Below are 20,335 nucleotides of genomic sequence, written 5' to 3'. Positions count from 1 at the left end.
CTAAATTATGCGCAAGTGTTTTTTAGCAAAATCGTTATTTACCTTTTTGCTAAAGAGTGCGATCATTGCGCGATGGAAACTAAAGAAATCAGGCGCAACAATCTGCGCGAATTGATGGCCCGCTACGCCCGGCAAGGCGTCAACCAGAATGAGTTCGCCACGCTGGTTGAGTCTTCAGCGCCGACGCTGAGCCAAATCATCGGGGAAAAATCCTCCCGCAATCTTGGCGACAATCTGGCCAGGCGGATCGAGGCCAGGCTGAATTTGCCCAAGGGCTGGTTCGACGTGTTTCACGAAAAGCAGCTGGTGCGCCCGTTTGACAACGTGGCGGCGGAGTCGGACTTCCAGCCCGCCCGTTTGAAACCGGTGGTATGGGAAGATACCGAACAAGACAAGGAAGAGTTTGTGGAGATCCCGCTGCTGGATATTGATTTTTCCGCCGGCGACGGCTGCTACGAAATCGTCGATCGCGAGGAGTTTTCGCTGATCTTCCGCCGTTACTATCTGCACAAGATGGGGGTGGCGGTCAACGCCGCGCGCATTATCCGCATCTCCGGCTCCAGCATGGAACCGCGCCTGCAGGACGGCGACGTGGTCGGCATCAACACCGACGACACGCGCATCCGCGAGGGCAAGACCTACGCCATCCGCCACGGCAATTTGCTGCGGGTGAAGGTGCTGATCGAGCAGCCGGACGGCGGCGTCATCATCCGCTCCCTCAACCGGGAAGAGTACCAGGACGAGCATCTCAGCTATCAGCAGCGCAAGGAGCAACTGGTGGTGCTCGGCCGCGTCTTCTGGTCGTCTTCGTCCTGGTAGCAGAGCAACCTCGGGCGCCCGTTGCGCCCGGCGGTTATTTGAAGTCCACCACCATCTGCTGCTGGATAGACAGCCCGCGCGTCGACTGCACGCAGCCGGCGATGTAGTCGGTGAAACGCGGCGGTTTCGGCATGCCCAGCTTGAGGATCTTCTCGTTGCTGAAACGCACGTTGAGCATGGCGAACGAGCCGTACAGGCGCATCGCTTTGAGCATCAGCCGCTCGTTGCACGGGCCGAAAATGTCTTTCAGCTGACGGCGCATTTTCACCAGCGCGTCATAGGTCACCTGCGCATACTCATCGCCCACCGGCGCTTTTTCCAGGGCCGCCGCCATGGCGTTGTCAATTTCAGCAAAGCTGACGCTGCTCTCCTCACCGGCGGAGATGTGATAAACGTCGTTCTCCAGCGTTTCTCTGTTCATCAGCATCACCAGCGCATCCGCGCAGTAGTCCGCCGGGATCACGTCGATATTGTCCTGCAGCGAGCACATGAACTTGCGCAGCATCAGCGCCATGCCAAACACCCAGAAAATGCTGCTGGAAGGCTGGCAGCCCAGGCGGGTGTGCCCTACCACAATCGACGGACGAGCGATGGTCAACGGCATTTGCGGGCAGCGCTGGCGCATCAGCTGTTCGATGGTGGATTTGGAACGGGTATATTCCACCAGGTGCTCGGCGTCCTCCTCAAATTCGCCGCTCTCCGCCACCAGCGAACCCGGCTCCGGCGAACAGGACATGGCGGTGCCGACGTGCAGGAAGCGTTTTAATCCCGGCACCTGCGCCATTCTTTCAGCAAAGGCCAGAGTGCCTTCTACGTTTACCTTCCAAATGAGCGGGTTATTACCAAATGAAGCAACGGCCGCGCAGTTAATAACGTGCGTGACATTGTTAATACGTGCGTCAGTTAAAAAGTCGGCCGGCTCGGAAAGATCGCCCAACAATATATTTCCCATCGTAATTTTAGACAGCAGATTCGCGTCGATATTAAACTTTTCCATATTCGCGCGAATACGGGCCAGCCCTTGCTGCGCATCATCGGCGCGCACCAGCAAAAGATAATTAATAGACTGATTTTCAATCAATAATTTTTCAAGAACTGCACCACCGAGAAAGCCGGTAGCGCCGGTCAACAGTAGCGTTTTCATCATTGTCACCCACATTGGCATTGAATGTGGGAGATTGTATCTGCGGATATTTAAACAAATATTAAATAGAATTACGGCGCCCAGACTCGCTTTTCTTAATATTATCTTAAGGAATCTTTTGAAACATCCATCCTGGGTTTAGTAACAAAAGAACCGCGTAGATTCCATGATTAATCTCCGCCGTTTAAATACCATTGATGTAGTGCCTGATTTAATTTAACGGTCAATGTTATTTCTCTTTTCGTCCGTGGAGGACTTATGACCTATAACCAAAAAATCTGGTTGGGGGTTTTACTGCTGTGCACCCTGTTTTGGGGGGCGGTGATAAGCGGCGCCTGTTCGCTGTATAACCGGGCGGATCGCCTCAATGCGCACCAGGCGCAGAGCGAGTTCGCCGCGCGTCACAGTCTGACTCCCAGCCCACAGCAAAGCGCTCAGGCGTCCACCTCCCCTCGGAATGGGTAGGGACAAGACCCGCTAACGATCCTATTATACCCTAAGGTTAACAGGGAGATAACGATGGTTCGAAAGCTGGATAGCTTACCGCAGGCGCAACGCGAGAAAATAGAAACCGATTTGCTGGCCATCAGCGTGATCTACAACGAGCGCTACGGCATCGCCTCGACCCAGGCGGAAACAGAACGACAGATCCCCGACCACCTGCTCCCCTACTTTCATCAGCGGCTGGATTTCTATCGCCGTGCGTAATTGCGCGCATTTCGCTAACCGCCGCTTGGCATCGCTCCCCACGCCGTTACAATAGGGGCATATTGTATCCGCCACTGAAGAGACGCGATTTTGAGCAGCAAGGCAACGGCCACATTTTACATTCACGATTACAAAACAATTAATTTAATATACTGATATTATTGATTTTTTATTTTAAAAAAATTCATGTGGTACGCAATTTTGTACACATCATTTTCTTCAATTCACCTCACGAAACCGGTTATTGCTTGACGTACACGAGTTCATCGAACAACATTACTGTATATACATACAGTTATTCAGGGGTGCGAATGTTCGTAGAGCTGATTTTTGACCAACGTAATGTTAAAGGTTTGCCTGACGCGGCAGAGATAATCAAAGCAGAACTGACAAGGCGGGTACATCGGGTGTTCCCTGATGCAGAAGTGAAAGTAAAGCCGATGCAAACGAACGGACTCATTAGCGACGCTAACAAAAGCGACAGAGAAAAGTTAAATCGGCTTCTTGAAGATATGTTTGAAGAGTCAGAGCAATGGCTGATGAGTGACATCTATGGGTAGCATTACCCTTGCCGGGCGGCAGATTTTCGTTCTCAACGAGAACGACAGATACCCAGAGCCGCAGCAAAATAGCCCTCCGATGTTCGCGATACGTGAAGACGAGGAGCAGCAGCACTGGCTATATGTGTGGCACAAGGGGCGCTGGCCGCTCGTGTCAGCGGTACCGTTTGAAACAGAGGGCAAAGCCGTTGATGCGGCGCTCGCATTCGACTTTGCCTCGCTGTATAAATAGCCGGGTTCCCTCCCGGCATTTGATTTAATCCCACCAGCCCTCGTTCAGCGCTACCTCTGCAAACCCAGCGGCTAGCACCTGCTTTTGCTCATCAGTAAAGCTTTGCCATATTTGCTGAACAGCGCTTGAGACATAATTATGCCAGTGATGAGGCTGGCTCGTGTCCCGATTCCATATCGGATTTTGCCAATCATGTGGGATCATCCAATCTTCAACCATAGTTACATCCCCAATCGTGACGCAAGAATTGCGTCGGATTCGTCTGCGGTGTGAAGACAGAGCATGTCCTGGAATGCCCCGTAGCACGCACTGACGATGTTGTTCGCCAACTGCGTACCACCGATCAACATCGGTGAAGTGTAACTGCTCAAGTCGGCCAGTTTTCCAGTTGCCGCAGGTGCGGAGGTCACAAGCAACTTCCCTTTCTCGTAACCCTCAACAACCCCTTGAGCCACTTTGAATAGGCCCGCAGATGGCACGTAGTCAGCATAAATATTCGTTGCGGCATTGAGCGCGCCGCCGCTACCAGCTGGCCAAGCGCTATCGCGTGTTCCATAACGCCAGGCTTCCGTCTCTTTTTGACCGTTCGTTATCATTGTCCGAAGATATGCCATCGGCAAACCTGTCAGATTGTATCCTGCAGTAATGCCGTTGTTGTCAGCGCGATTTAGATCGCTCATGCGGCCAGCGAGCAGATAAGTCGAACTTTTATGAATGACAAGGCTCGCGCGGCTTTTGAGATACCACCCACCACCTGATGTGACCTGAATTATAACCGCGCGGGATGTAGCATCGTAAGTCATGGGTAACGGCGGCGTACCCTGCGAGCCTGCGATTAAATCGCCAGCATCGCCGAGCAGGTTATAAACGGTTTGGACATTGCCAACGCCGTCAACTTTCAATCCAAATGCAGGCGCTGCACAGAACGCGGTTTTCTCATACATGCCGTTATTCAGCAAAAATGAGAACCGGGCCAGGCAGCCTGCTTCATCTGGGATAGTGCCACCATCTGCAACCACACGCGCCTTGTATGCAGCAAAAAGAGCCTGAGGGTCGAGAATAGATGCTGATAGATCTAACGCTGGGCGAAAACCGTAATAGGCTTTCCCAGTTTGGTTTACTGCTACCATTTAAAATTCTCCGGTCATTGGCAGGCGATCGAGGCACAGCCAGTTGTATAGTGGGAATGGGGCATTATTTCGCGTGATCCATCGGGATTTAACCGACGACGAATCACGGAAGCATGTAAGCGGATAAACGTGACCGCTTGAACTTAGCGCGGTATTTGTAAATCCGATCAGCATGTAGTCGTCTGATGCGGGAGCTTTATCAAACTCAACGCGAATAATGTTACCGTCAACGATTGTGATGCTCTGAACCGCTGCCGTGTTTTTCTCAAGGCTAATACCCTGATTCAAACAGTCTGCGATGAACGTCGTATCAATAACGATCGGCGCGTAAGGCACATCACAAAGAAGATCTGCAATACTTCCTGATACGGTAAGGCTTTTTACTTTCAACCCCGTCCATGTTCCTTTTTTCTCTGCGTTGTACAGATGCCAGTGAATAGCCTGGGCTGTATATTCCCCCTGAAGCACTTTCCCTTTTGCATTAAGATGACTGAGCGAGTTGTCGTTATAGAGCCAGTTCAGCATGTATTTAGGGCCGTACATAATCGCCGTGGCTGGGTTCTGACGCACATAGGCAAGCTGATCAACGGCAGGCACGGAATACGGCTGGACAACGACGCTTTCGCCCGTAGGGTTGCCCTCCTCATCAACTGCGCCGGTCTTTGTGTCAATGCGGCTTCCGACCTGGCCGATAACAATCAGGAAATCATCTGGTTGGCCGGTAATGCCTTTGAAGTCGATTTGAATGCCGGAGAAATAAACATTTTCTTTTGCGAGATAATCCCCAGGATTAAGGCAATCACCATTATCTGAATCAGTTTCGCCATGTTCGAATCCGAGGAACTTGAATACATAGCGCTTGCCCACTGCATCAGATGCGGATTTAGCCATTTTCACGTATTTCAGGCCGTTCTCATAAGGCACTGTACCTCGGCTAATTTGCACAAATGAGCGACCACCGGCGGCGAACGGGGCATGGATAAAGACGATATTGCCCACCCCCATATCCATCAATGCGTTATACATTGGCAGAATGTTCCCCTGACGATATGAGGGATCGCTCATGTCATTCATCGTCGAGACATCATCAACTGTCACAGGGTTAACATTATTTCCTTCCGGTTTTCCACGCGCACCCGCTAATATGCGGCCACGAAAAGCAGGGTTTCTGTTAACGATGTTTGAACCGGCAAAATCGGCTGAAAGATTCAGCGATTGTCCCGCTGAGCCACCGCCATGTGATTCTTCAGCGTCAACGGGCATTTCACGCAGGGACGGGACATACATCACACCAGCCCCCGAAGTTGCCTCGCCGCCTGGCATGTAACTGAATACGAATCCTGATGCTGATAGCTTTTGCGCCGTTAATACCGGACGCTCTGACCACACAATATCACCGCGCCACGCTGCGGCTGGAACACCGCTGACAGTCTTGACCGATGCCAGAGACTCGCCCAGATTATCTTGAAGTGGGCCTTCAATTCCGGGTATATGCACTCCGCCATCATCATCAATTGCGAATAAAGCCGACTTGAGGTCTTTTGCAAAAATCACATACTGGAAGCCGACAATGCGACGAGAGAAATTAGTCGAACATATGGATTCTAATCTGTCTTGCAGAACGTCATCCATACCGACCATTCTTACATCGCCGTTATCGTTAATTGTTAATAGGCCATCAACCCCGTTTTTGGCAACGAGGACGAACTGCATATTTTGATAACGATTTGCAATGTTTTTCGGAATTAACTGCTCAACGTAATCCTGGATGGATGACTTTAAACCGGCAAGCCATAGACCAAAATCATTATCTAATGCCATTGCCGTCTGAGAAGGGCCGAGAGCACTTTCTACTGTCCACTGCCACTGCTCTGACTGATATTGTCTCAAGGCGGCAGTTCTCTTATTCGTCTCCATAAGACTCGCCAGCAGCGAAATAACCGATGCGGCAATCTCATCAACGTATTTCCCATTGCTCAGATAGCGGCCCGTTGGCGTCGCTACACCGTTGACGTTCTCATATTCATCAACCCACTGCGTTGAAATTGTTGAGCGAACAGAAAAATAACGCCGAGTTTCTGTGCCTGCGTCAATTGCAGCTTGAGCCGCAGCTGCATCAGGGTAAGCATCAGCACCAGATTTTGCTATTTCGGAACTCGCTTTTGCTTCCTCAGCATAAACCTTTGCTGATGCGGCTGCGCCCACCGCTTCAACTCGCATATCGTCCACCATTGCAACGATAGCTGGTGTCAATTCATCTTGTCCTGGAGCATTCAAAAAATCATTCAAAGTTCCCGGATTAGAATCGTTATAAACAGTAATTTGCCCCGCTTTTTCAAATGGCCGACCATGCGCCTCAATCATTACGTTATGGGTGCCAACCTCTACGGATAACGAGTAACTACCATCCGCCGTGGTTGTCGAAATGGACGGTGCCTGTTTAACAACTGCCGATGAGGTTTTTACCGCCACCAGCATAATCGTTACATTTGGGCGTGGGTCGCCATTGGGGCCAATGAGTTTACCGCTGATTAAAACAGCCATATTCTCTTTTATCTCCAATAAAAAACCCGCCGTAGCGGGTTGTTATTTCAATTATGGGTATTCAACCGAGAAACCACTGTTTTGCGGTGTAGCCCAAATCATTACCGTATATTGCGTGGACTCTCCTGCTCCCTGATCTAACGCCCCAGCATGTACGTTAATATCAAGACCTTCACCTTTAGCTACGTCGCGGGAAAAGTTGAACATTGTTGTATATGAATAGCTACTTGCAGAATCTCCTTTCCTTGCGATATATAACCCATCAACGGCAGAGCCTTGGTTTCCATTGAAGTAAATTTTTGTTTTCTGCTGGCGACTCATTACAGCCATAACATAGCCATAAATTCGCATCGGCATTAACGCATTACCTTCATAGCGAACTATTCGCTGACTGTTAGTATTTGCAAGTGTGAAACTGAACGTATTTCCCTGAACAAGATTGCCCTCAATATTTGCGGCTGACAATTTGCCGTCAATAACGCAAGTATCAAGAATATGGCAGTTCCCTATTGTACCGTTATTAAAATTACCGGCATCTGCATAAACAACACCGCGTACAGTTACCTGATGAAATTGAGCGGCACCACTTTTATCAATTGCCCATCCGCGCTGACCATCGATGTAGTTTGATGACTGTATTTGCTGGGCGATCTTTGCACTATCGATAGCCGCATCCTTAATGAATGCGCTATTCATGAAGACCTGGCCACCTTCAATAGCGAACGGCGCAGATACCGCTGATCCTTGACCATCAGCCGTGTTCAGCACTGCGAAACGGTCAGCCAAAATCAGCACCTGGCTTTGCATCCCCTCCGGGGTATTTTCGACGCCGACGCCGATACCGGCGGTGTAAAGTTTGCCGTCAACAGTCTGGCCAACTTTGACCGACCACATGTCCTTTAGCTTTCCGGCATCTTCAACAGGCCCCAGCAGCTCCTGCCCCAGCTCAGTTTCGGTGATCTTCCCTTGCAGGTAGTCCAGAACCTCGCTGGCGTCTTCGCTCGATGTTCCCTGCACCCAGTTCGTCCACGGGCCGGTATTCCCGAGCTTATCCACCAGGCGTGCCTGGAACCAGAAATTCACGCCTGCCGCCAGCCCCGTCATCGTGTGGCTGCGCTGTGGGTAGGCATAGTCGCCCAGGTGCATTTTATTGCTGCCGTCGGCGTTCTGGCTGTACCAGATTTCAGTGCGCTGCGTGTCCTCTGCCCCGAGAGGAAACTCCCAGCTCAAGACAATGCCGAACACTTGGCCCACCGTAACGAAGCTGGCCAACGCGGGCGGGTCGCCTTGCTTACCGGTCAGAGCCATTTCTGGCGCATTGGCCCAAACGCTGGAAATTTCAGAAGGGTTTATCGCACGTACTCGAGCCTGATATCGTCCGGCATAAATACCCGAAACCTCAAACCCGAGAGTTGATGTTCGCGGTGCTGGTACCCAGTTACCGTTGTCCCGACGCCATTCCGCCTCATAGGCGATCGCGCTTTCCGCCCGCTCCCATGTAACTCGCAGCGTGGCCACGGCCATGCCCTGAATTACCGCCGATGATTCGCCGATTTGAACATTTGTCGGCGGCGGTTGAACACCTGGCGGGATAACGCTAATTGGCGGGTCTTCAATCCGCGCTCCTGTATCGATTTTGGCGTACTTATTCGGGTCATGCTCGACGGCAGTAATATCGAACGATACCCCGTCATCGCCTTCCTTGATGCCGGTTACACGATACTGCTGCAGTGCCAGGTCTGACGCGTCTATTGCCCATACAGCCTCGGCGACCGGCTGCTCAGTGTATGCGGTGGTGACCGTAATGATTTTACCGGCAACGGCCGCAATGGTTCGCCCTTCCGCCTTACCGCTTGGAAGGTTCAAAATTAAACGCTCACCCACCACAGCCGAGGAAACACGGTCAAGCGTGATGTTGCGGCCATCGACGGAACTGATACGGCCACCGAGTGGACGCCCTGCCAGCATTTCATCGGCAACCGCGATGATCCAGCCGGGTAACGGTACTTTTCCATCAAGGCCAACAGTAAAGGACACCATGCGGTCTTTATCGTTGGTATGAAGCAACCACTTGCCACGGCGGATACCTTCAGACTTTCGAATGCACCCGATCGCCGTCAGATCGGCCTGTTTGATGCCATAACGGCGGGTCAGTGATTGCTCCGCAACAGGCTCTATTGCGTCTTGATAGCCGTTTGCCGGGTCGCTCCAGCTAACCATGCAGGTGCTGTAATGCGTTTTATCGCTAGCGCTGGCATAGGTAAATTTGCCATCTTTAACATTAGCGCGGGTGAAGATGTATTTAACATCGGCGGGCATGTCAGCAAGCGCATTCATGCCATTATTTGCCCAGAAGGTTGAACCGCGATAAATCGACGCAATATCACGCAAAACGTTCCAGGCATCCTCTTGCGACTGGATATAAACGTCACACAGAAAACGCGGCTCTTTCCCGTCACCACCGCGGCCGTCCGGCACCAGTTGATCGCAATATTGCCCGATCTGGTACAAATCCCATTTTGTCAGCGCAAGATTCTCAGCCTTTACCCGTGTTCCGATGGAAAACCGGTCATTTATCATCAGGTCGTAGGTTATCCAGGCTGGATTATTCGTCGAGGCCGTCTTAAACGTGCCGTCCCATGTGCCGGTATATTCCCGCGTCTCGGGGTTGTAATTCGATGGCACCCTGATAACACGCCCTTTGGGTTCGCAGGATACCTGGGGAATGTTGGGGAACTGTTTCGCATCGAACTGGATAAACAGCAACGCGGTTTCCGGGTAACGCAACTTGGCGTCGATCGTCTCCGTAATGGCTTCAACCACCATTTTATCGGCAACCCGGTTACTGGTGCTATTTGGCGTCAAGCGCCGGACGCGCACTTGCCACCCGGTTGTGGCCGCAGGCAGATCGATACGGTGGCTACGTTCATATTTGGTCGTCGTTTTGCCATCAACGGCTGTGCGCAACACCTCTTGATAGGAGCCGCCATCAGTGGCAACGTCAATCGCATACTCGATCCGGTACCCAACTACGTCGCCGTTATCTTGCTGTTGCTGTAACTGTGCCCAAGAAAAGCGAAGCCGTACGGCTGAAAGTTGTGTATTCGTTACTGCTCGAACCCAATCACGATCGCTGGTTAGTTCGGTGCTGACGGTGATTTCGTTCTCTACGTCCGGCATGCCGGGAATATAATCCTGATGCGGTGTACCAGGTCTAAACTCCCAGCGAACGCCGGGAAAGTTTTCAGTGCCATCGGCTGAAATAATTGGCGTGCCGTCGAGGAAAATTCGGGTTCCATCGAGATCACCGCCAAACTCTCCCTCCCCCAGCGCCAGAAGAATTTTTGCATAAGAGGTGGATTGCAACGAGTCAGGGGACTCTGTCGGAGTGCTGGGGCTGCTGCTGCCACCTTTGCGGCCTTCAATGACGTGCATTCTTTTCTCCAGGCGTAAAAAAACCCGCCGCAGCGGGTTATGGTATTCATTGTGCTGTATTATTGCTGGTCTTCCGCATAGATGCCTGCTGAGATAATGGCACCACCAATGCGGCGCTTTCCATACAGGATCGGAACTGGATTACCCTGAGCAACAGTATTAACCGGGCCGCCAAAGGCGTAGGAAGGTTTATTATCCGGGTCCTGCCGTGATGCCAAACCGCCTTGCATGGGGGAAAGCATTTGTACAACGCCGCCCAGCATCATGGATGCGCCACTCATGGCCGCAAAGGCAGTCCACCCTTTAGCTGCAAAAGCTGCACCTATACCACCAGCAGCAAATGCAGCCGCAGTGATCAAAACTGCGCCCAAAATAGTCTGAAAAAGCCCCGCACGCTTGCTGCCAATTATCACTGGAGCTATACGAATATCGCTTCCATTAGACTGAAGGGGTAGGTCGTCTTTTCCGAGGTTACGTCTACCTTCAAAAACAGCAAAAGTAAGTCCACGACTCTTACTTTCTAACATGAAAAGTTGGAATCCTGGAATTATTACGCTTAGGGCTTTCAACGCTTCAATTGGAGAAGCTACCGCCAAAGAGTGTACTCGTCCAAACTTCTCGCCAAGCACCCCATATAGGCGTATTACTTTCACTTCAGGGATTAATATCGACATGCTTTCTCCAATAAAAAAAAACCGCCGGGGCGGTTTTAATACTTAATTCATTAATATCTTGGGTTTCGCCCTATCGCACATATTCAACCACGATTCAGAAAATTCACTATTTCCATCATCGAATGTTAAATTGCCTTTTTCCAATGAATAGATAAACCGTGTTTCTCCTGTATACCCACCATAACCATTTTTTGCGTTCACAGTGCCACACAGGGTAAATTTATCCTTACCTTGGTAAGAGTATCCAAATTTTGCTGAGTCAGGGTCTTTTAGGTTTTTTAAAACTGCTGATTGCCCAATTTCAACCAAGCTAGCCGAGGTATCTGTGTTAACAGGTGAGTCATCCACTTTCTTTTTCGGATAGAAAAACACAAAAGCCAAGAACAAAATCACTACCGCAATAAAAATTAAAAACTTCTTATTCATTTCCATTATCCCTATAGAATTCCACGTCCATATGATAGCAGTAGATCAGACGTTGTAACGCAAAATAGTGATAGTTCGCTCTGCCCAATACCCGCCGTAGGGAACGCGCGTGCTGAGCTGCCCATACATGTGATGGATCATTATCCCGTCGCCAAGATAGATGCCTGCGTGATTAGGCTCTGGCGCCTGCACCTGCATAACGATTACGTCACCGATCTGCAACTCGCCCACCGCCAGCACAAAACCCGCCTCGGCGTAAAGTTTCATGTAAAGGTTTTCGCCCCGCTCCCACCAGCCATCCGAGCGTTTATAGTTCGGCAATGCGATCGCGCGCTCCAGCTGATACCAATCCCGGATTATGGCGTAGCAGTCCCAGAACCCATGCACAAAAGGTCGTCCCAGCAACGGCTTGATGCCTTGCGTGGGCATTACCTCCCGGATATCCCCTTCAGGCCAGCTGACAATTATCCAAGGCAATTGTGACAAGTCACACTGTGCGATATCGAGCTGACTGGGCTGAGTAGTCGCATCAGGGTGGCTGTGAACAACCGCAATGATTGTGCCGACATCCTCAGCGGCCGCGTAATCCTCTGGCGATAGGCTAAACTGTTCGTTAGGTTCAGGGGCCAAATTTCGGCACGGGATATAGCGCTGCCGACGGCCGTTCTGCACCACCAACCCGCAACACTCCCGTGGATACTCCGCCGCCGCATGCGCCAGTACAGCGCTGATTATCTGTTTACGCATCATTACCTCTTTAGCAATGCCGAACCAGGGAAGCCGCCGAACGGCAATTGCTCTGTCGCGCCCCAGCGTTTTTTACAATCGCTGAGTAATCCGCCGCAAACATCCTTTGACGGGTCGTCTACCGGGTTGCCATCCTGATCAAAATAGTTTGTGCCGGTATAGCCACATGACGGGCCTCTGTATTGCCCTCGAATACACCAGGTGCACAGGCTATGGATTTGGCGAGTGGGTATTTGGATGCCCTGTAGGTCTGCCGGTGAAGACAACTGGAACTGAATCACTTCGTCGTCTTCGCTGGCCTTATTTTCGATGTAGTAAACATCCAGCTTTTCTTTGGTGGGATCGGCTTCCGGGTTACCGTCTGGATAATTTCGCGCATCCAAATATTGCGCAAAAGTAAAGTGTCGGGTGACTTTTGCCTGCGCCATATTTTGATACGCCAGGCACATCGCCGAGATCGTTCCGTCAAGATTCGCGACACTTAACGTCGGGGTCGGTGCACTCCCGTCGCTCGTTACCTCAAACCCGACAGCCTCGACTGGCCACGGCTTGTACTCTTGTCCCTGCCACCAGATCGATTTTGCCGGTAGCAGCGCCGGATCAGTGTCGGCCGCTACCAATTCAGCTTCCGTGTAAGGGATTGGATAGTTATGAAAAAACAGTTCTGGCCCGTCAAACATACTTCCGTCAACATGGAACAGGTACACTCTTTTCCCCGGTGCAAGTAGCTGCAGGTCTGCGTTAATGCTCATGGTAAATCCTATGGTCGATTTGCAGTTTCAAACGTCGCAGCCAGCTGATACATCGGTTCAGCGCGGGAGTTTTTCCCCATTGCTGTGACCTGGTGGCCATTGCAGGTGTACAGCCCCAATTCGAAAAGCGGGTTGCGCCACTTGAAGGCCCGAAAGCCTTCGTGACGCTTCAGGAAATTGCGAATACCGACGATGTATTGCCAGTTGCCGACAAACGTTAACGGCCAGCTTTGGTGCTCACCGTTGATACCATCGCCGGACTGCTGTTTGTAACCATCCCCGAATTGCACCTCGCGTACCCGCTGGGTGATATCCCCGGTCGTGTTTATCCGGGGGCTATAAACAAACTCCTCCAATATCATCGTCTCCCCCCTAATCGTTGAGTCAGCACACCGTTTTGCCCTAAGTCCTTGTCCCGTAGTGCGCGGTAACGTTGATCGACAAACTGTCCAATCTCGCTACCAAACTGCTCCCACCCAGGCGTTGTGGTCTGGGTCGTTTGTCCGCTGCTGTCGATATTGATGTATACCTGAGGTGCGCCACCGCCTCCGCCACTAACTCCACCTTGCGATATGGCACGAACACCCAAAGAACCATCTGCCGCACGAGTCAGCGGCATGATCGCCTCTGGCCCCGCCTCTCCCATCAGCCCCGCCCCCTTTGCAAATGCAAACATGGTAGGACTGCTGACAATCTGCCCGCTGAACTGGCTCAGATCGCTTGAGGCGACAACACCGCCTTTGGCATATGCCAGATAGCTAGTGCTCATCCCCATAGCACCGGTGCTTCCGGCGGCGGCTGACGCTCCACCTGCAGCGCCACCTGCAACCCCACCAAAAATGCCGGTAATAGTCTGCATGATGGAGCTGGTAATCAGCGCCTGCGCCGCCATATCCACCAGATTTTTGATGATGGATTGCGTCAGCGTGGAGAACAGATTGAGCATGCCTTCTTTGAAGGTCTGCGTCCCGGTCAACATACCGGTAAGCATATTGGTAACGCGCTCCTGCGAACTCTGGAACAAATCCACAGCAAGCTTTTGCATGTCGCCTTGGGAGGAATACAGAGCCATAGCCGCCTGGTACCGCTGTTCGTTGGTTTCATTTTCAGAAGCCAGGATCAGTTGGTTTTTTCGTTGCTCTGAAATGATACCGGCGGTGGCATAGGTCTCTATCAGGGCTTGACGCTTGGCCAGTTGGTTTTCAATGTTCTGCAGGGGGTCAACGTTACCGGCCAGCTCCTGATTGCCTGTCACCGCATTGCGTTGGTTGGCCTCAGCTATCGCATTGAGGTAGGTGGTATTGATTTCCTGCTTGCGCCGCGCCAACTCTTCAGTACTTTTGATTTCGTTACCGGCAATCTGGCGCTGAAGCTGTGCCTCTGCCTCTTTTCGGGTTTGTGCCGCCTGCCGGTAAGGGTCAGATGCGATCGCAGCGTTGTGGTCGTCCCAGCGTTGTTTTGCCTCCGTTAACGTTTTATTTAGCCGTTCAAGTTCGGTGCGCTGCGCACCAGTCCACTTACTGCCGGTCTCAAGTGATGCAGAGAATAAGGCTGCAGCGGCGTCCCCCTCTTTCAGGCGCACCCGCTCGACCTGAATTTCTTTGTTCAGGTTCGCGATCTTCTGTTGATATTCACCCGTGACTGTGGCTGATTTCTTCGCAGCGCTGGCAGCATCCTGCTCGGCTTTTTGCTGGGCCTTAGTAGCTGCGGTGAGCGCTTCCGTTTTCTGCTCTGCGCCTACCTTGGCCGCAATATACTGCTCGTAGCGACCGGGGGGGAGTTTCAGGTCATCGGCTTCAAAGGTGGCGGATAGGCGCACCTTATCGAGTCCCTTCAATCCTGCAAGTTGCTGTTCGCGCATTGCGCGAGTCATCGCGTCTTGTTGTTTGGTATCCAGTTTTGGCAACTGCATGCCAGCGAATGTCGGTAACGCCGTAGAGGTTGCCAACCCTGTAACACGGTTGAGCTGCTCATACATTCCGGCCAGAGAGCCTACTGCTCCAGCCAGTTCCGCTGTTTTGCTGATGGACTCATTCAGCGCCCGGCTTCGCAAAGCTTCAGTAGCGCGCAATTTATCGGTCTGCTGTTCAAGTACATAATTCTTTTGGCTGAGTTCCCCCTGGGCCTCAATTAACGCCTGCTGGATATCTTCCAACGTCATCAGGGTATTGATCCGACTCATCCACGGGCTTTCCTTAGCCTCCGCTTCCATTTGAGTCAGTGCCGACACGCTGTCTTTCAGCTTGCGGATTTGCTCCTCAGTCTTGGCAATCTCGGCACGTTGCGCAATGATCGAATTGCTGGCATCAACAGCAGTAGACTGCAAACCGGCGAGTGACATGCCGGACATTTGTTTTTTCACCTGCTCAACGGTATCGCCATAAGCAACCGCCACCTTGCGGGCCTGCTCGTTCTTCTCGTTGACGTACATCCACGCCGCGCCAACGCCGAGCACAATGCCGGGTATCCCACCAACAACACTCAGCAGGCTTCCCCCAAGACGAGCACCGAGTGACGTCACCGAATTTAGTCGGGTTTGAGCGGCACTGCGAGCGCCCACACTGGCCGATAATTGGTTTTGAGCAATCGCTAATTGTCGCTCTGCCACGATCTGTTGTTCGATACCAACTGCGGCGGCTTTGGCCTGCTGTGCACGGTATAAAGTGGCTCGCGCAGCAGCAGTTGCTGTTTTTGCCCCTTCCACCTGAGCTGCGGCCACCGCGACTTCGGCACGATAGGTGGCCAGCATATTGGCGGTGGCAGTCCCCATGCTGCTGACCAGCCCACCGAAATAACGCGCAACGCCAACAGCCACCAGCGCACCAAGGGCCATAGCGACGTTGTCGATGTTTTCTGACAGAGCATCCAAAGTGCTGGATAACGCTGCCGTGACACCGCTGGTTTCGTTCGCACCGCCCACCCATTGCATGAAGGCGTTTTCAACTTTCACCACTGATCGACTGACAACGCCAGGCATCGAAGCATACTCTTGCTGCAGAGTGCCGAGCTGGCTGATTAACGCGGGTATCACTTTGTCGGAGGTCAGTAACCCCTGATCGGCCATCGCCTTCATATCTTTTCGGGCAATACCCATTCCCGCCGCCAGCGCACGGATCACACGGTCGCCGTTTTCGTTGACGGAGTTAAACTCCTCACCACGCAGAACGCCCGATGAAAACGCCTGGGAAAGCTGTGTGATCACAGAGTTGGTTTCTGCCACGCCAGCGCCAGAAAGTTTCAGGCCGGTTGAAACAGCTTCAGTGACTTTCAACACATCTGAAGATGCATAGCCATATTCACGCATTGATGCAGCGGATCGCGCGAACAGGTTGGCGTTATCATTAAAAGCAGTACCGGTGCGCTGGCTGATATCCATCAGCGCCGCCTGATTATTTTTAAAGTCTTCTGTCGATTGAGAGGCCAGCTTTAACCGAGCATTAATCTGCGTCCACTGATCGGCTAAATTGATGAGGTTTCCCGTGGCAAAAGCCCCGGCAAATACTCCCGCCATGCCGAGTGCCGTTTGACGGACTGTCGCCAGTTGTCCATTGAGCTCAACCAGCGCGCGCTGGCTTTGTCGGGTAGCATATTCGGCTTTACGGTTACCCTGCTCCATCGTTTTGTAGTAATCGGCTCCCATGCGTGACGCGCGGGAAATTTCAGTCTGGAACGAGCTGGAATTCGCCGAAATTTTGATAATTAGTTCGCGCAAAGAAGCCATATTTCACCCATAAAAAAACCCGCCTAAGCGGGTTATCCAGCCATTTCATCAAGCCAGGACTCCAGACCGTTCAAACTTTCCTCCGGCCCGTCGCCGCTGGCGCCCCACTGAATCACCAGGTCGTTGAGGTCAAGAGGCTGGCTTTTCGGATCACGCTGAGCGTTATGGACGGCTGCAACTACCTGAGCCGCACGGAAATCGCCGCGCTCATCCCCAATCGGGCTTATCCGGTCATACGCGGCCCACAAGCGCAGTTCACTCATGCTTATTGATTGCTTGAGCTCACCCAAGGTTCTCCCCAGGCGAAGCGCAAGTTTCATCATGAATTGGGTGTCGGGCTCTCGGACTTTTTTTCGGCTTCCTCTGGCGAGGTGGTCAGATCCATAGCCTGCTTAAGCAAGCGGGCATGCACTGGGCCATAAAAGGCAACCACGGTATCCAGCTCGCTCAAGTCAAAAACAGGCTGCAGCTCTTCATCAAGCAACACGTCAATGAACATCACCGAATCAGCGCGGATATTTCGCTGCGTTTCCTCCGAAATGGACAGCTTGACGGGCTGCTCACCTTCTTTTGGCTCAGGAGGGGTCATAATCTCGCGCCAGCGGCCCCACCCCTCTGGTGAAGGCTCACGCAGTACAACTTTTGCCCCGCCCCACTCTTTAACCGGTACAGTTTTGGTACGGAACCCAGATTGCGGCGCTGAAACCAGCGCCTTGAGATCGAATTTATTTTTAACGGCCATGTGTTACTGGTCTCCCGTTATGCGGTTACGGTCGCCGCAAACGTTGCGGTAAAGTCGCCATCGCTGGTTTTGACGATAATGTTTGCTGCGCCGGCGGTCGCGCTGCCTGGTGCCGAAACAGTGACATTCATGCCGGTAGCAGAGGCGGTTGCGCGTGCAGGGACAGATGAACTCAGGGTAAATCCCTTATTCGTTGCATCTGCCGGCGCAATGTTCACGGCAAAGGTTGTAGTGCCACCCGCAGCGAGGCTACCACTGGTCGGCGTGATCGTTACCCCGGTCACCGGCACGTTGTCAGAGGCTTTGATGCGCTTCGGTTTACCCTTGAGCCGCAGCGTGTAAGAGGCCGAAACCACACCGGATGTTGCTGCAGACCAACTGTTTTGACGGACTTCTGCCAGATAGACAAAGCCATTGCCGGACGGAAAAACAACTTTGATCGCACGCCGCTCATCGGTTTCGTAGGCGGTCAACAGTGACTCCTGCGCCTCTTCGTCGCCTACCCAGTTCCGGTTAATCGTCATTTCGCCCGGAGACGGCAGACCGTTGGTGTTTTCCTGCTCTTCCGAGCACAACGTCGTAACGTCAATATCGGCTTTCTGCCCGGCGGTATAGCTGATTTCTTTGGTGGCACATTGGGCCTCAAGCCAAACGATGTTTGGATCATCAACCGAGATGGGTTCAGCAGCCGAGACGGAAACTTTCGTTCCCTGCGTTTTTTCATACTTACTGGTCATGTGTATTCTCCAGAAATAAAAAAACCGCCCGGAAGGCGGTTGGTAGAGGAAAGCTGGTTTATTGCCACACTCTGAATTCGAATGAGGCACGATAAAGGGCTGTCGCGGGTTCGTAATCTTTGAAGGCCCGCATTTCTGCCGGTTCCAGTGATTTAACCGCCTCCTGCGCTAATGCACGGATAGCGGTTGCCTCATCCACGGTATCAGCATAGACATCGACCTGAACCGTCACAGCGGTTTCTGCCATTCCGCAGAACACATCCGCCGAGTCCTCGTTGGGTAGCGAATATACGATCCACGGTGGACTCACCGCCGGTTCTCCTTCAGCTGTCAGTTTGACAACATAAGGGTATGCCTGACCACCAACCAACGGTTTAAGCAATGGCTTGATATCGGCTTCAGTCATTTGGATAGCACCTTGTCGATAGCTGCGTTGGCTTTGTCGAAAGCGGCTCGCGCGGCCTCTTCCTGCTTGCCGTCATAGGCAGGGCGAATAAACGGGATTGGGGCCATATTCGAGGTGCCAAGCTCAACAAACCGCCAATAGAAGGCGTTATTTCGATTACTGGCTTTACCCTTACTTCGCACATGAACACCTGCAACAGCCTCACCCTGGCTGCCACGCTGGCTTACAACAACGATATTCCGCGCCAACTTTCCGGTACGCTTCGGCGCTAAGCGCCGAGCCTCGTCCCTGAAAATAGCAGCTGAAGCACGGGTAGCCTGCCGTAAAACATTGCCACTTTCCGCTTTGCTAAGCACATCAAGTTCTTTTGACAGGTCAAGCAGGCCGGAGAAGTCCAGCTTTCCACCGATCATACCTTCACCCCCGTTTTGCATAAAACTTCTAATCGAGTTGCTTTCGCGTCAGGGATTGGCGGGCCGATAACTTGCAAAATGTTCCCTTTAAATGGCCCCATAATAATTTTAAATCGGGATGTCGCGAAGATATCTTGCCGAAACCGAAGCCACACACGGATAGTTGCATCAGATAATTCGGCACCAGAAGACATTAATTCTCTGCCGCTGATACCCCTTACATCAGCCCATACTTCTGCACCGTCGAGCCAAATTTCTTTTTGCTGACCTGAAGGGAGATCTTCTATTTCAGCGTTTTGAATAATTAGCCGGTGACGTAATCGTCCTGCCTGCATAGCCCCTCCTATAGCCCATAGATCCGATAAGGCTGAAGAATTGACTCTACCGCCATTGGCAATTTGGAAACTGACTGTCCGACAACACTCGCCTCTCTGTTTTCATACCAGTGCCCAACAAGTAACAACATTGCCGTGCGTACATCATCATCCAGCAGCAGGTGATCTTCATCGGCATCGTATCCTGAGTCGGATTCGCTGGCGTATAGGGTGCGGCGGGTATACATCTCAACATGCTTTTTCGCGGCACCGATATAGACGCCGATCAGGCTGTCATCCGCATTGAAATCAGGCTCCAGGCGGCAATGCTCCTTCACCAATTTCAGTTCCAACATGGCTCACCTTACTTTTTGGATTTCTTGGCCGCTTCTGGCTGCTCTGGCTGCTCTGGCTGCTCTGGCTGCTCTGGCTGCTCTGGCTGCTCTGGCTGCTCTGGCTGCTCTGGCTGCTCTGGCTGCTCTGGCTGCTCTGGCTGCTCTGGCTGCTCTGGCTGCTCTGGCTGCTCTGGCTGCTCTGGCTGCTCTGGCTGCTCTGGCTGCTCTGGCTGCTCTGGCTGCTCTGGCTGCTCTGGCTGCTCTGGCTGCTCTGGCTGCTCTGGCTGCTCTGGCTGCTCTGGCTGCTCTGCAGGATTGTCATCACTCACCTGCTCGGCATAGCCTTTTTTGATCAGCTCGCGCCCGTGAAGCTCCTGCGTTTCGAACAACTCGCCGTCATTCACCACCCGGCTACCGAACAAGATCGGTACAAGTGCTTTAACTTTCATGGTTATCTCCTTGAAAGCGGCCCTAAGGCCGCTATGCGTTGCGGATA

Annotated in this window: 24 protein-coding genes; 5 read left to right on the top strand and 19 right to left on the bottom strand. The window is 52.3% G+C overall.

Annotated features, from left to right (window positions below):
- Positions 1–72: 72 nt before the first annotated feature.
- Positions 73–819, top strand: a complete 747-nt coding sequence (locus ACJ8PL_RS09760) for a S24 family peptidase (protein ID WP_019453597.1) — start codon at positions 73–75, stop codon at positions 817–819.
- 34 nt (positions 820–853) lie between these two features.
- On the opposite strand, the gene ACJ8PL_RS09755 is transcribed toward ACJ8PL_RS09760, so the two are convergent.
- A complete protein-coding gene (locus ACJ8PL_RS09755) occupies positions 854–1,963 on the bottom strand; it encodes an SDR family oxidoreductase (protein ID WP_079452255.1) in 1,110 nt (369 codons plus the stop codon).
- A gap of 258 nt (positions 1,964–2,221) precedes the next feature.
- On the opposite strand from ACJ8PL_RS09755, the gene ACJ8PL_RS09750 reads away from it, so the two are divergent.
- From ACJ8PL_RS09750 to ACJ8PL_RS09735, 4 genes are all read left to right on the top strand, one after another.
- Positions 2,222–2,428, top strand: a complete 207-nt coding sequence (locus tag ACJ8PL_RS09750; protein WP_079452220.1) for a hypothetical protein — start codon at positions 2,222–2,224, stop codon at positions 2,426–2,428.
- 54 nt (positions 2,429–2,482) lie between these two features.
- A complete protein-coding gene (locus ACJ8PL_RS09745) occupies positions 2,483–2,671 on the top strand; it encodes a DNA polymerase III subunit theta (RefSeq protein ID WP_016927003.1) in 189 nt (62 codons plus the stop codon).
- 311 nt (positions 2,672–2,982) lie between these two features.
- Positions 2,983–3,231 (top strand): DinI-like family protein, encoded by a 249-nt coding sequence (locus tag ACJ8PL_RS09740; protein ID WP_046687465.1) that lies wholly within the window; start codon positions 2,983–2,985, stop codon positions 3,229–3,231.
- Positions 3,224–3,463: a hypothetical protein gene (locus ACJ8PL_RS09735; protein WP_442531123.1), complete on the top strand. Its 240-nt coding sequence runs from the start codon at positions 3,224–3,226 to the stop codon at positions 3,461–3,463. Before ACJ8PL_RS09740 ends, ACJ8PL_RS09735 begins: the two co-directional genes overlap by 8 nt.
- A 24-nt stretch (positions 3,464–3,487) precedes the next feature.
- Here ACJ8PL_RS09735 and ACJ8PL_RS09730 read toward each other — a convergent pair whose 3' ends face one another.
- From ACJ8PL_RS09730 to ACJ8PL_RS09645, 18 genes are read right to left on the bottom strand one after another with little or no spacing between them, the layout of a single operon-like run.
- Positions 3,488–3,682 (bottom strand): recombinase RecA, encoded by a 195-nt coding sequence (locus ACJ8PL_RS09730; protein WP_442531121.1) that lies wholly within the window; start codon positions 3,680–3,682, stop codon positions 3,488–3,490.
- A 2-nt stretch (positions 3,683–3,684) separates the two neighbouring features.
- On the bottom strand, positions 3,685–4,593 hold the full coding sequence (locus tag ACJ8PL_RS09725) for a hypothetical protein (RefSeq protein WP_368927156.1): 909 nt from the start codon (positions 4,591–4,593) through the stop codon (positions 3,685–3,687).
- Entirely contained in the window at positions 4,594–7,137 is a 2,544-nt protein-coding gene (locus ACJ8PL_RS09720) for a prophage tail fiber N-terminal domain-containing protein (protein WP_442531120.1), read from the bottom strand.
- Positions 7,138–7,188: 51 nt separating this feature from the next.
- Entirely contained in the window at positions 7,189–10,572 is a 3,384-nt protein-coding gene (locus tag ACJ8PL_RS09715) for a host specificity protein J (protein ID WP_442531119.1), read from the bottom strand.
- A 59-nt stretch (positions 10,573–10,631) separates the two neighbouring features.
- Complete coding sequence (locus tag ACJ8PL_RS09710; RefSeq protein WP_438916854.1) at positions 10,632–11,246, bottom strand: tail assembly protein; 615 nt, start codon at positions 11,244–11,246, stop codon at positions 10,632–10,634.
- 42 nt (positions 11,247–11,288) lie between these two features.
- Complete coding sequence (locus ACJ8PL_RS09705; RefSeq protein WP_442531118.1) at positions 11,289–11,672, bottom strand: hypothetical protein; 384 nt, start codon at positions 11,670–11,672, stop codon at positions 11,289–11,291.
- 45 nt (positions 11,673–11,717) lie between these two features.
- Entirely contained in the window at positions 11,718–12,419 is a 702-nt protein-coding gene (locus ACJ8PL_RS09700) for a C40 family peptidase (RefSeq protein WP_442531168.1), read from the bottom strand.
- 2 nt (positions 12,420–12,421) lie between these two features.
- Entirely contained in the window at positions 12,422–13,171 is a 750-nt protein-coding gene (locus ACJ8PL_RS09695) for a phage minor tail protein L (protein ID WP_442531117.1), read from the bottom strand.
- 8 nt (positions 13,172–13,179) lie between these two features.
- Positions 13,180–13,533, bottom strand: coding sequence for a phage tail protein (locus ACJ8PL_RS09690; RefSeq protein ID WP_019455898.1), 354 nt, complete (start codon positions 13,531–13,533; stop codon positions 13,180–13,182).
- The gene (locus tag ACJ8PL_RS09685; protein WP_442531116.1) at positions 13,530–16,892 is read right to left on the bottom strand and encodes a tape measure protein; all 3,363 of its coding nucleotides are present in this window, start codon (positions 16,890–16,892) and stop codon (positions 13,530–13,532) included. The genes ACJ8PL_RS09690 and ACJ8PL_RS09685 overlap by 4 nt, the downstream gene beginning before the upstream one ends.
- A gap of 32 nt (positions 16,893–16,924) precedes the next feature.
- Positions 16,925–17,155 (bottom strand): phage tail assembly protein T, encoded by a 231-nt coding sequence (locus ACJ8PL_RS09680; RefSeq protein ID WP_406818551.1) that lies wholly within the window; start codon positions 17,153–17,155, stop codon positions 16,925–16,927.
- Between the two features lie 56 nt (positions 17,156–17,211).
- The gene (locus ACJ8PL_RS09675; protein WP_442531115.1) at positions 17,212–17,634 is read right to left on the bottom strand and encodes a phage tail assembly chaperone; all 423 of its coding nucleotides are present in this window, start codon (positions 17,632–17,634) and stop codon (positions 17,212–17,214) included.
- A 17-nt stretch (positions 17,635–17,651) separates the two neighbouring features.
- Complete coding sequence (locus tag ACJ8PL_RS09670; RefSeq protein ID WP_438811708.1) at positions 17,652–18,371, bottom strand: phage tail protein; 720 nt, start codon at positions 18,369–18,371, stop codon at positions 17,652–17,654.
- A 58-nt stretch (positions 18,372–18,429) separates the two neighbouring features.
- Entirely contained in the window at positions 18,430–18,777 is a 348-nt protein-coding gene (gene gp17 / locus ACJ8PL_RS09665) for a tail completion protein gp17 (RefSeq protein ID WP_193146543.1), read from the bottom strand.
- Complete coding sequence (locus ACJ8PL_RS09660) at positions 18,774–19,190, bottom strand: HK97-gp10 family putative phage morphogenesis protein (protein WP_019455891.1); 417 nt, start codon at positions 19,188–19,190, stop codon at positions 18,774–18,776. Before ACJ8PL_RS09660 ends, gp17 begins: the two co-directional genes overlap by 4 nt.
- Positions 19,187–19,525, bottom strand: coding sequence for a phage head closure protein (locus ACJ8PL_RS09655; RefSeq protein WP_019455890.1), 339 nt, complete (start codon positions 19,523–19,525; stop codon positions 19,187–19,189). The genes ACJ8PL_RS09660 and ACJ8PL_RS09655 overlap by 4 nt, the downstream gene beginning before the upstream one ends.
- Before the next feature lie 8 nt (positions 19,526–19,533).
- Positions 19,534–19,860: a head-tail connector protein gene (locus ACJ8PL_RS09650; RefSeq protein WP_019455889.1), complete on the bottom strand. Its 327-nt coding sequence runs from the start codon at positions 19,858–19,860 to the stop codon at positions 19,534–19,536.
- Between the two features lie 8 nt (positions 19,861–19,868).
- Positions 19,869–20,288, bottom strand: coding sequence for a DUF7210 family protein (locus tag ACJ8PL_RS09645; RefSeq protein WP_442531113.1), 420 nt, complete (start codon positions 20,286–20,288; stop codon positions 19,869–19,871).
- Positions 20,289–20,335: the final 47 nt, after the last annotated feature.

The organism is Serratia sp. CY83965, from assembly GCF_052166375.1.
GTDB classification, from domain to species: domain Bacteria; phylum Pseudomonadota; class Gammaproteobacteria; order Enterobacterales; family Enterobacteriaceae; genus Serratia; species Serratia marcescens.
Note: the sequence above shows the minus strand (reverse complement) of the source record. Positions and strands in the feature narration are given on the sequence as shown.

Bases quoted from the DNA above. Each gene is read 5' to 3' on its own strand.
- ACJ8PL_RS09760 (WP_019453597.1), top strand. From the start codon at position 73: ATGGAAACTAAAGAAATCAGGCGCAACAATCTGCGCGAATTGATGGCC.
- ACJ8PL_RS09755 (WP_079452255.1), bottom strand. From the start codon at position 1,963: ATGAAAACGCTACTGTTGACCGGCGCTACCGGCTTTCTCGGTGGTGCA.
- ACJ8PL_RS09750 (WP_079452220.1), top strand. From the start codon at position 2,222: ATGACCTATAACCAAAAAATCTGGTTGGGGGTTTTACTGCTGTGCACC.
- ACJ8PL_RS09745 (WP_016927003.1), top strand. From the start codon at position 2,483: ATGGTTCGAAAGCTGGATAGCTTACCGCAGGCGCAACGCGAGAAAATA.
- ACJ8PL_RS09740 (WP_046687465.1), top strand. From the start codon at position 2,983: ATGTTCGTAGAGCTGATTTTTGACCAACGTAATGTTAAAGGTTTGCCT.
- ACJ8PL_RS09735 (WP_442531123.1), top strand. From the start codon at position 3,224: ATGGGTAGCATTACCCTTGCCGGGCGGCAGATTTTCGTTCTCAACGAG.
- ACJ8PL_RS09730 (WP_442531121.1), bottom strand. From the start codon at position 3,682: ATGGTTGAAGATTGGATGATCCCACATGATTGGCAAAATCCGATATGG.
- ACJ8PL_RS09725 (WP_368927156.1), bottom strand. From the start codon at position 4,593: ATGGTAGCAGTAAACCAAACTGGGAAAGCCTATTACGGTTTTCGCCCA.
- ACJ8PL_RS09720 (WP_442531120.1), bottom strand. From the start codon at position 7,137: ATGGCTGTTTTAATCAGCGGTAAACTCATTGGCCCCAATGGCGACCCA.
- ACJ8PL_RS09715 (WP_442531119.1), bottom strand. From the start codon at position 10,572: ATGCACGTCATTGAAGGCCGCAAAGGTGGCAGCAGCAGCCCCAGCACT.
- ACJ8PL_RS09710 (WP_438916854.1), bottom strand. From the start codon at position 11,246: ATGTCGATATTAATCCCTGAAGTGAAAGTAATACGCCTATATGGGGTG.
- ACJ8PL_RS09705 (WP_442531118.1), bottom strand. From the start codon at position 11,672: ATGAATAAGAAGTTTTTAATTTTTATTGCGGTAGTGATTTTGTTCTTG.
- ACJ8PL_RS09700 (WP_442531168.1), bottom strand. From the start codon at position 12,419: ATGCGTAAACAGATAATCAGCGCTGTACTGGCGCATGCGGCGGCGGAG.
- ACJ8PL_RS09695 (WP_442531117.1), bottom strand. From the start codon at position 13,171: ATGAGCATTAACGCAGACCTGCAGCTACTTGCACCGGGGAAAAGAGTG.
- ACJ8PL_RS09690 (WP_019455898.1), bottom strand. From the start codon at position 13,533: ATGATATTGGAGGAGTTTGTTTATAGCCCCCGGATAAACACGACCGGG.
- ACJ8PL_RS09685 (WP_442531116.1), bottom strand. From the start codon at position 16,892: ATGGCTTCTTTGCGCGAACTAATTATCAAAATTTCGGCGAATTCCAGC.
- ACJ8PL_RS09680 (WP_406818551.1), bottom strand. From the start codon at position 17,155: ATGAGTGAACTGCGCTTGTGGGCCGCGTATGACCGGATAAGCCCGATT.
- ACJ8PL_RS09675 (WP_442531115.1), bottom strand. From the start codon at position 17,634: ATGGCCGTTAAAAATAAATTCGATCTCAAGGCGCTGGTTTCAGCGCCG.
- ACJ8PL_RS09670 (WP_438811708.1), bottom strand. From the start codon at position 18,371: ATGACCAGTAAGTATGAAAAAACGCAGGGAACGAAAGTTTCCGTCTCG.
- gp17 (WP_193146543.1), bottom strand. From the start codon at position 18,777: ATGACTGAAGCCGATATCAAGCCATTGCTTAAACCGTTGGTTGGTGGT.
- ACJ8PL_RS09660 (WP_019455891.1), bottom strand. From the start codon at position 19,190: ATGATCGGTGGAAAGCTGGACTTCTCCGGCCTGCTTGACCTGTCAAAA.
- ACJ8PL_RS09655 (WP_019455890.1), bottom strand. From the start codon at position 19,525: ATGCAGGCAGGACGATTACGTCACCGGCTAATTATTCAAAACGCTGAA.
- ACJ8PL_RS09650 (WP_019455889.1), bottom strand. From the start codon at position 19,860: ATGTTGGAACTGAAATTGGTGAAGGAGCATTGCCGCCTGGAGCCTGAT.
- ACJ8PL_RS09645 (WP_442531113.1), bottom strand. From the start codon at position 20,288: ATGAAAGTTAAAGCACTTGTACCGATCTTGTTCGGTAGCCGGGTGGTG.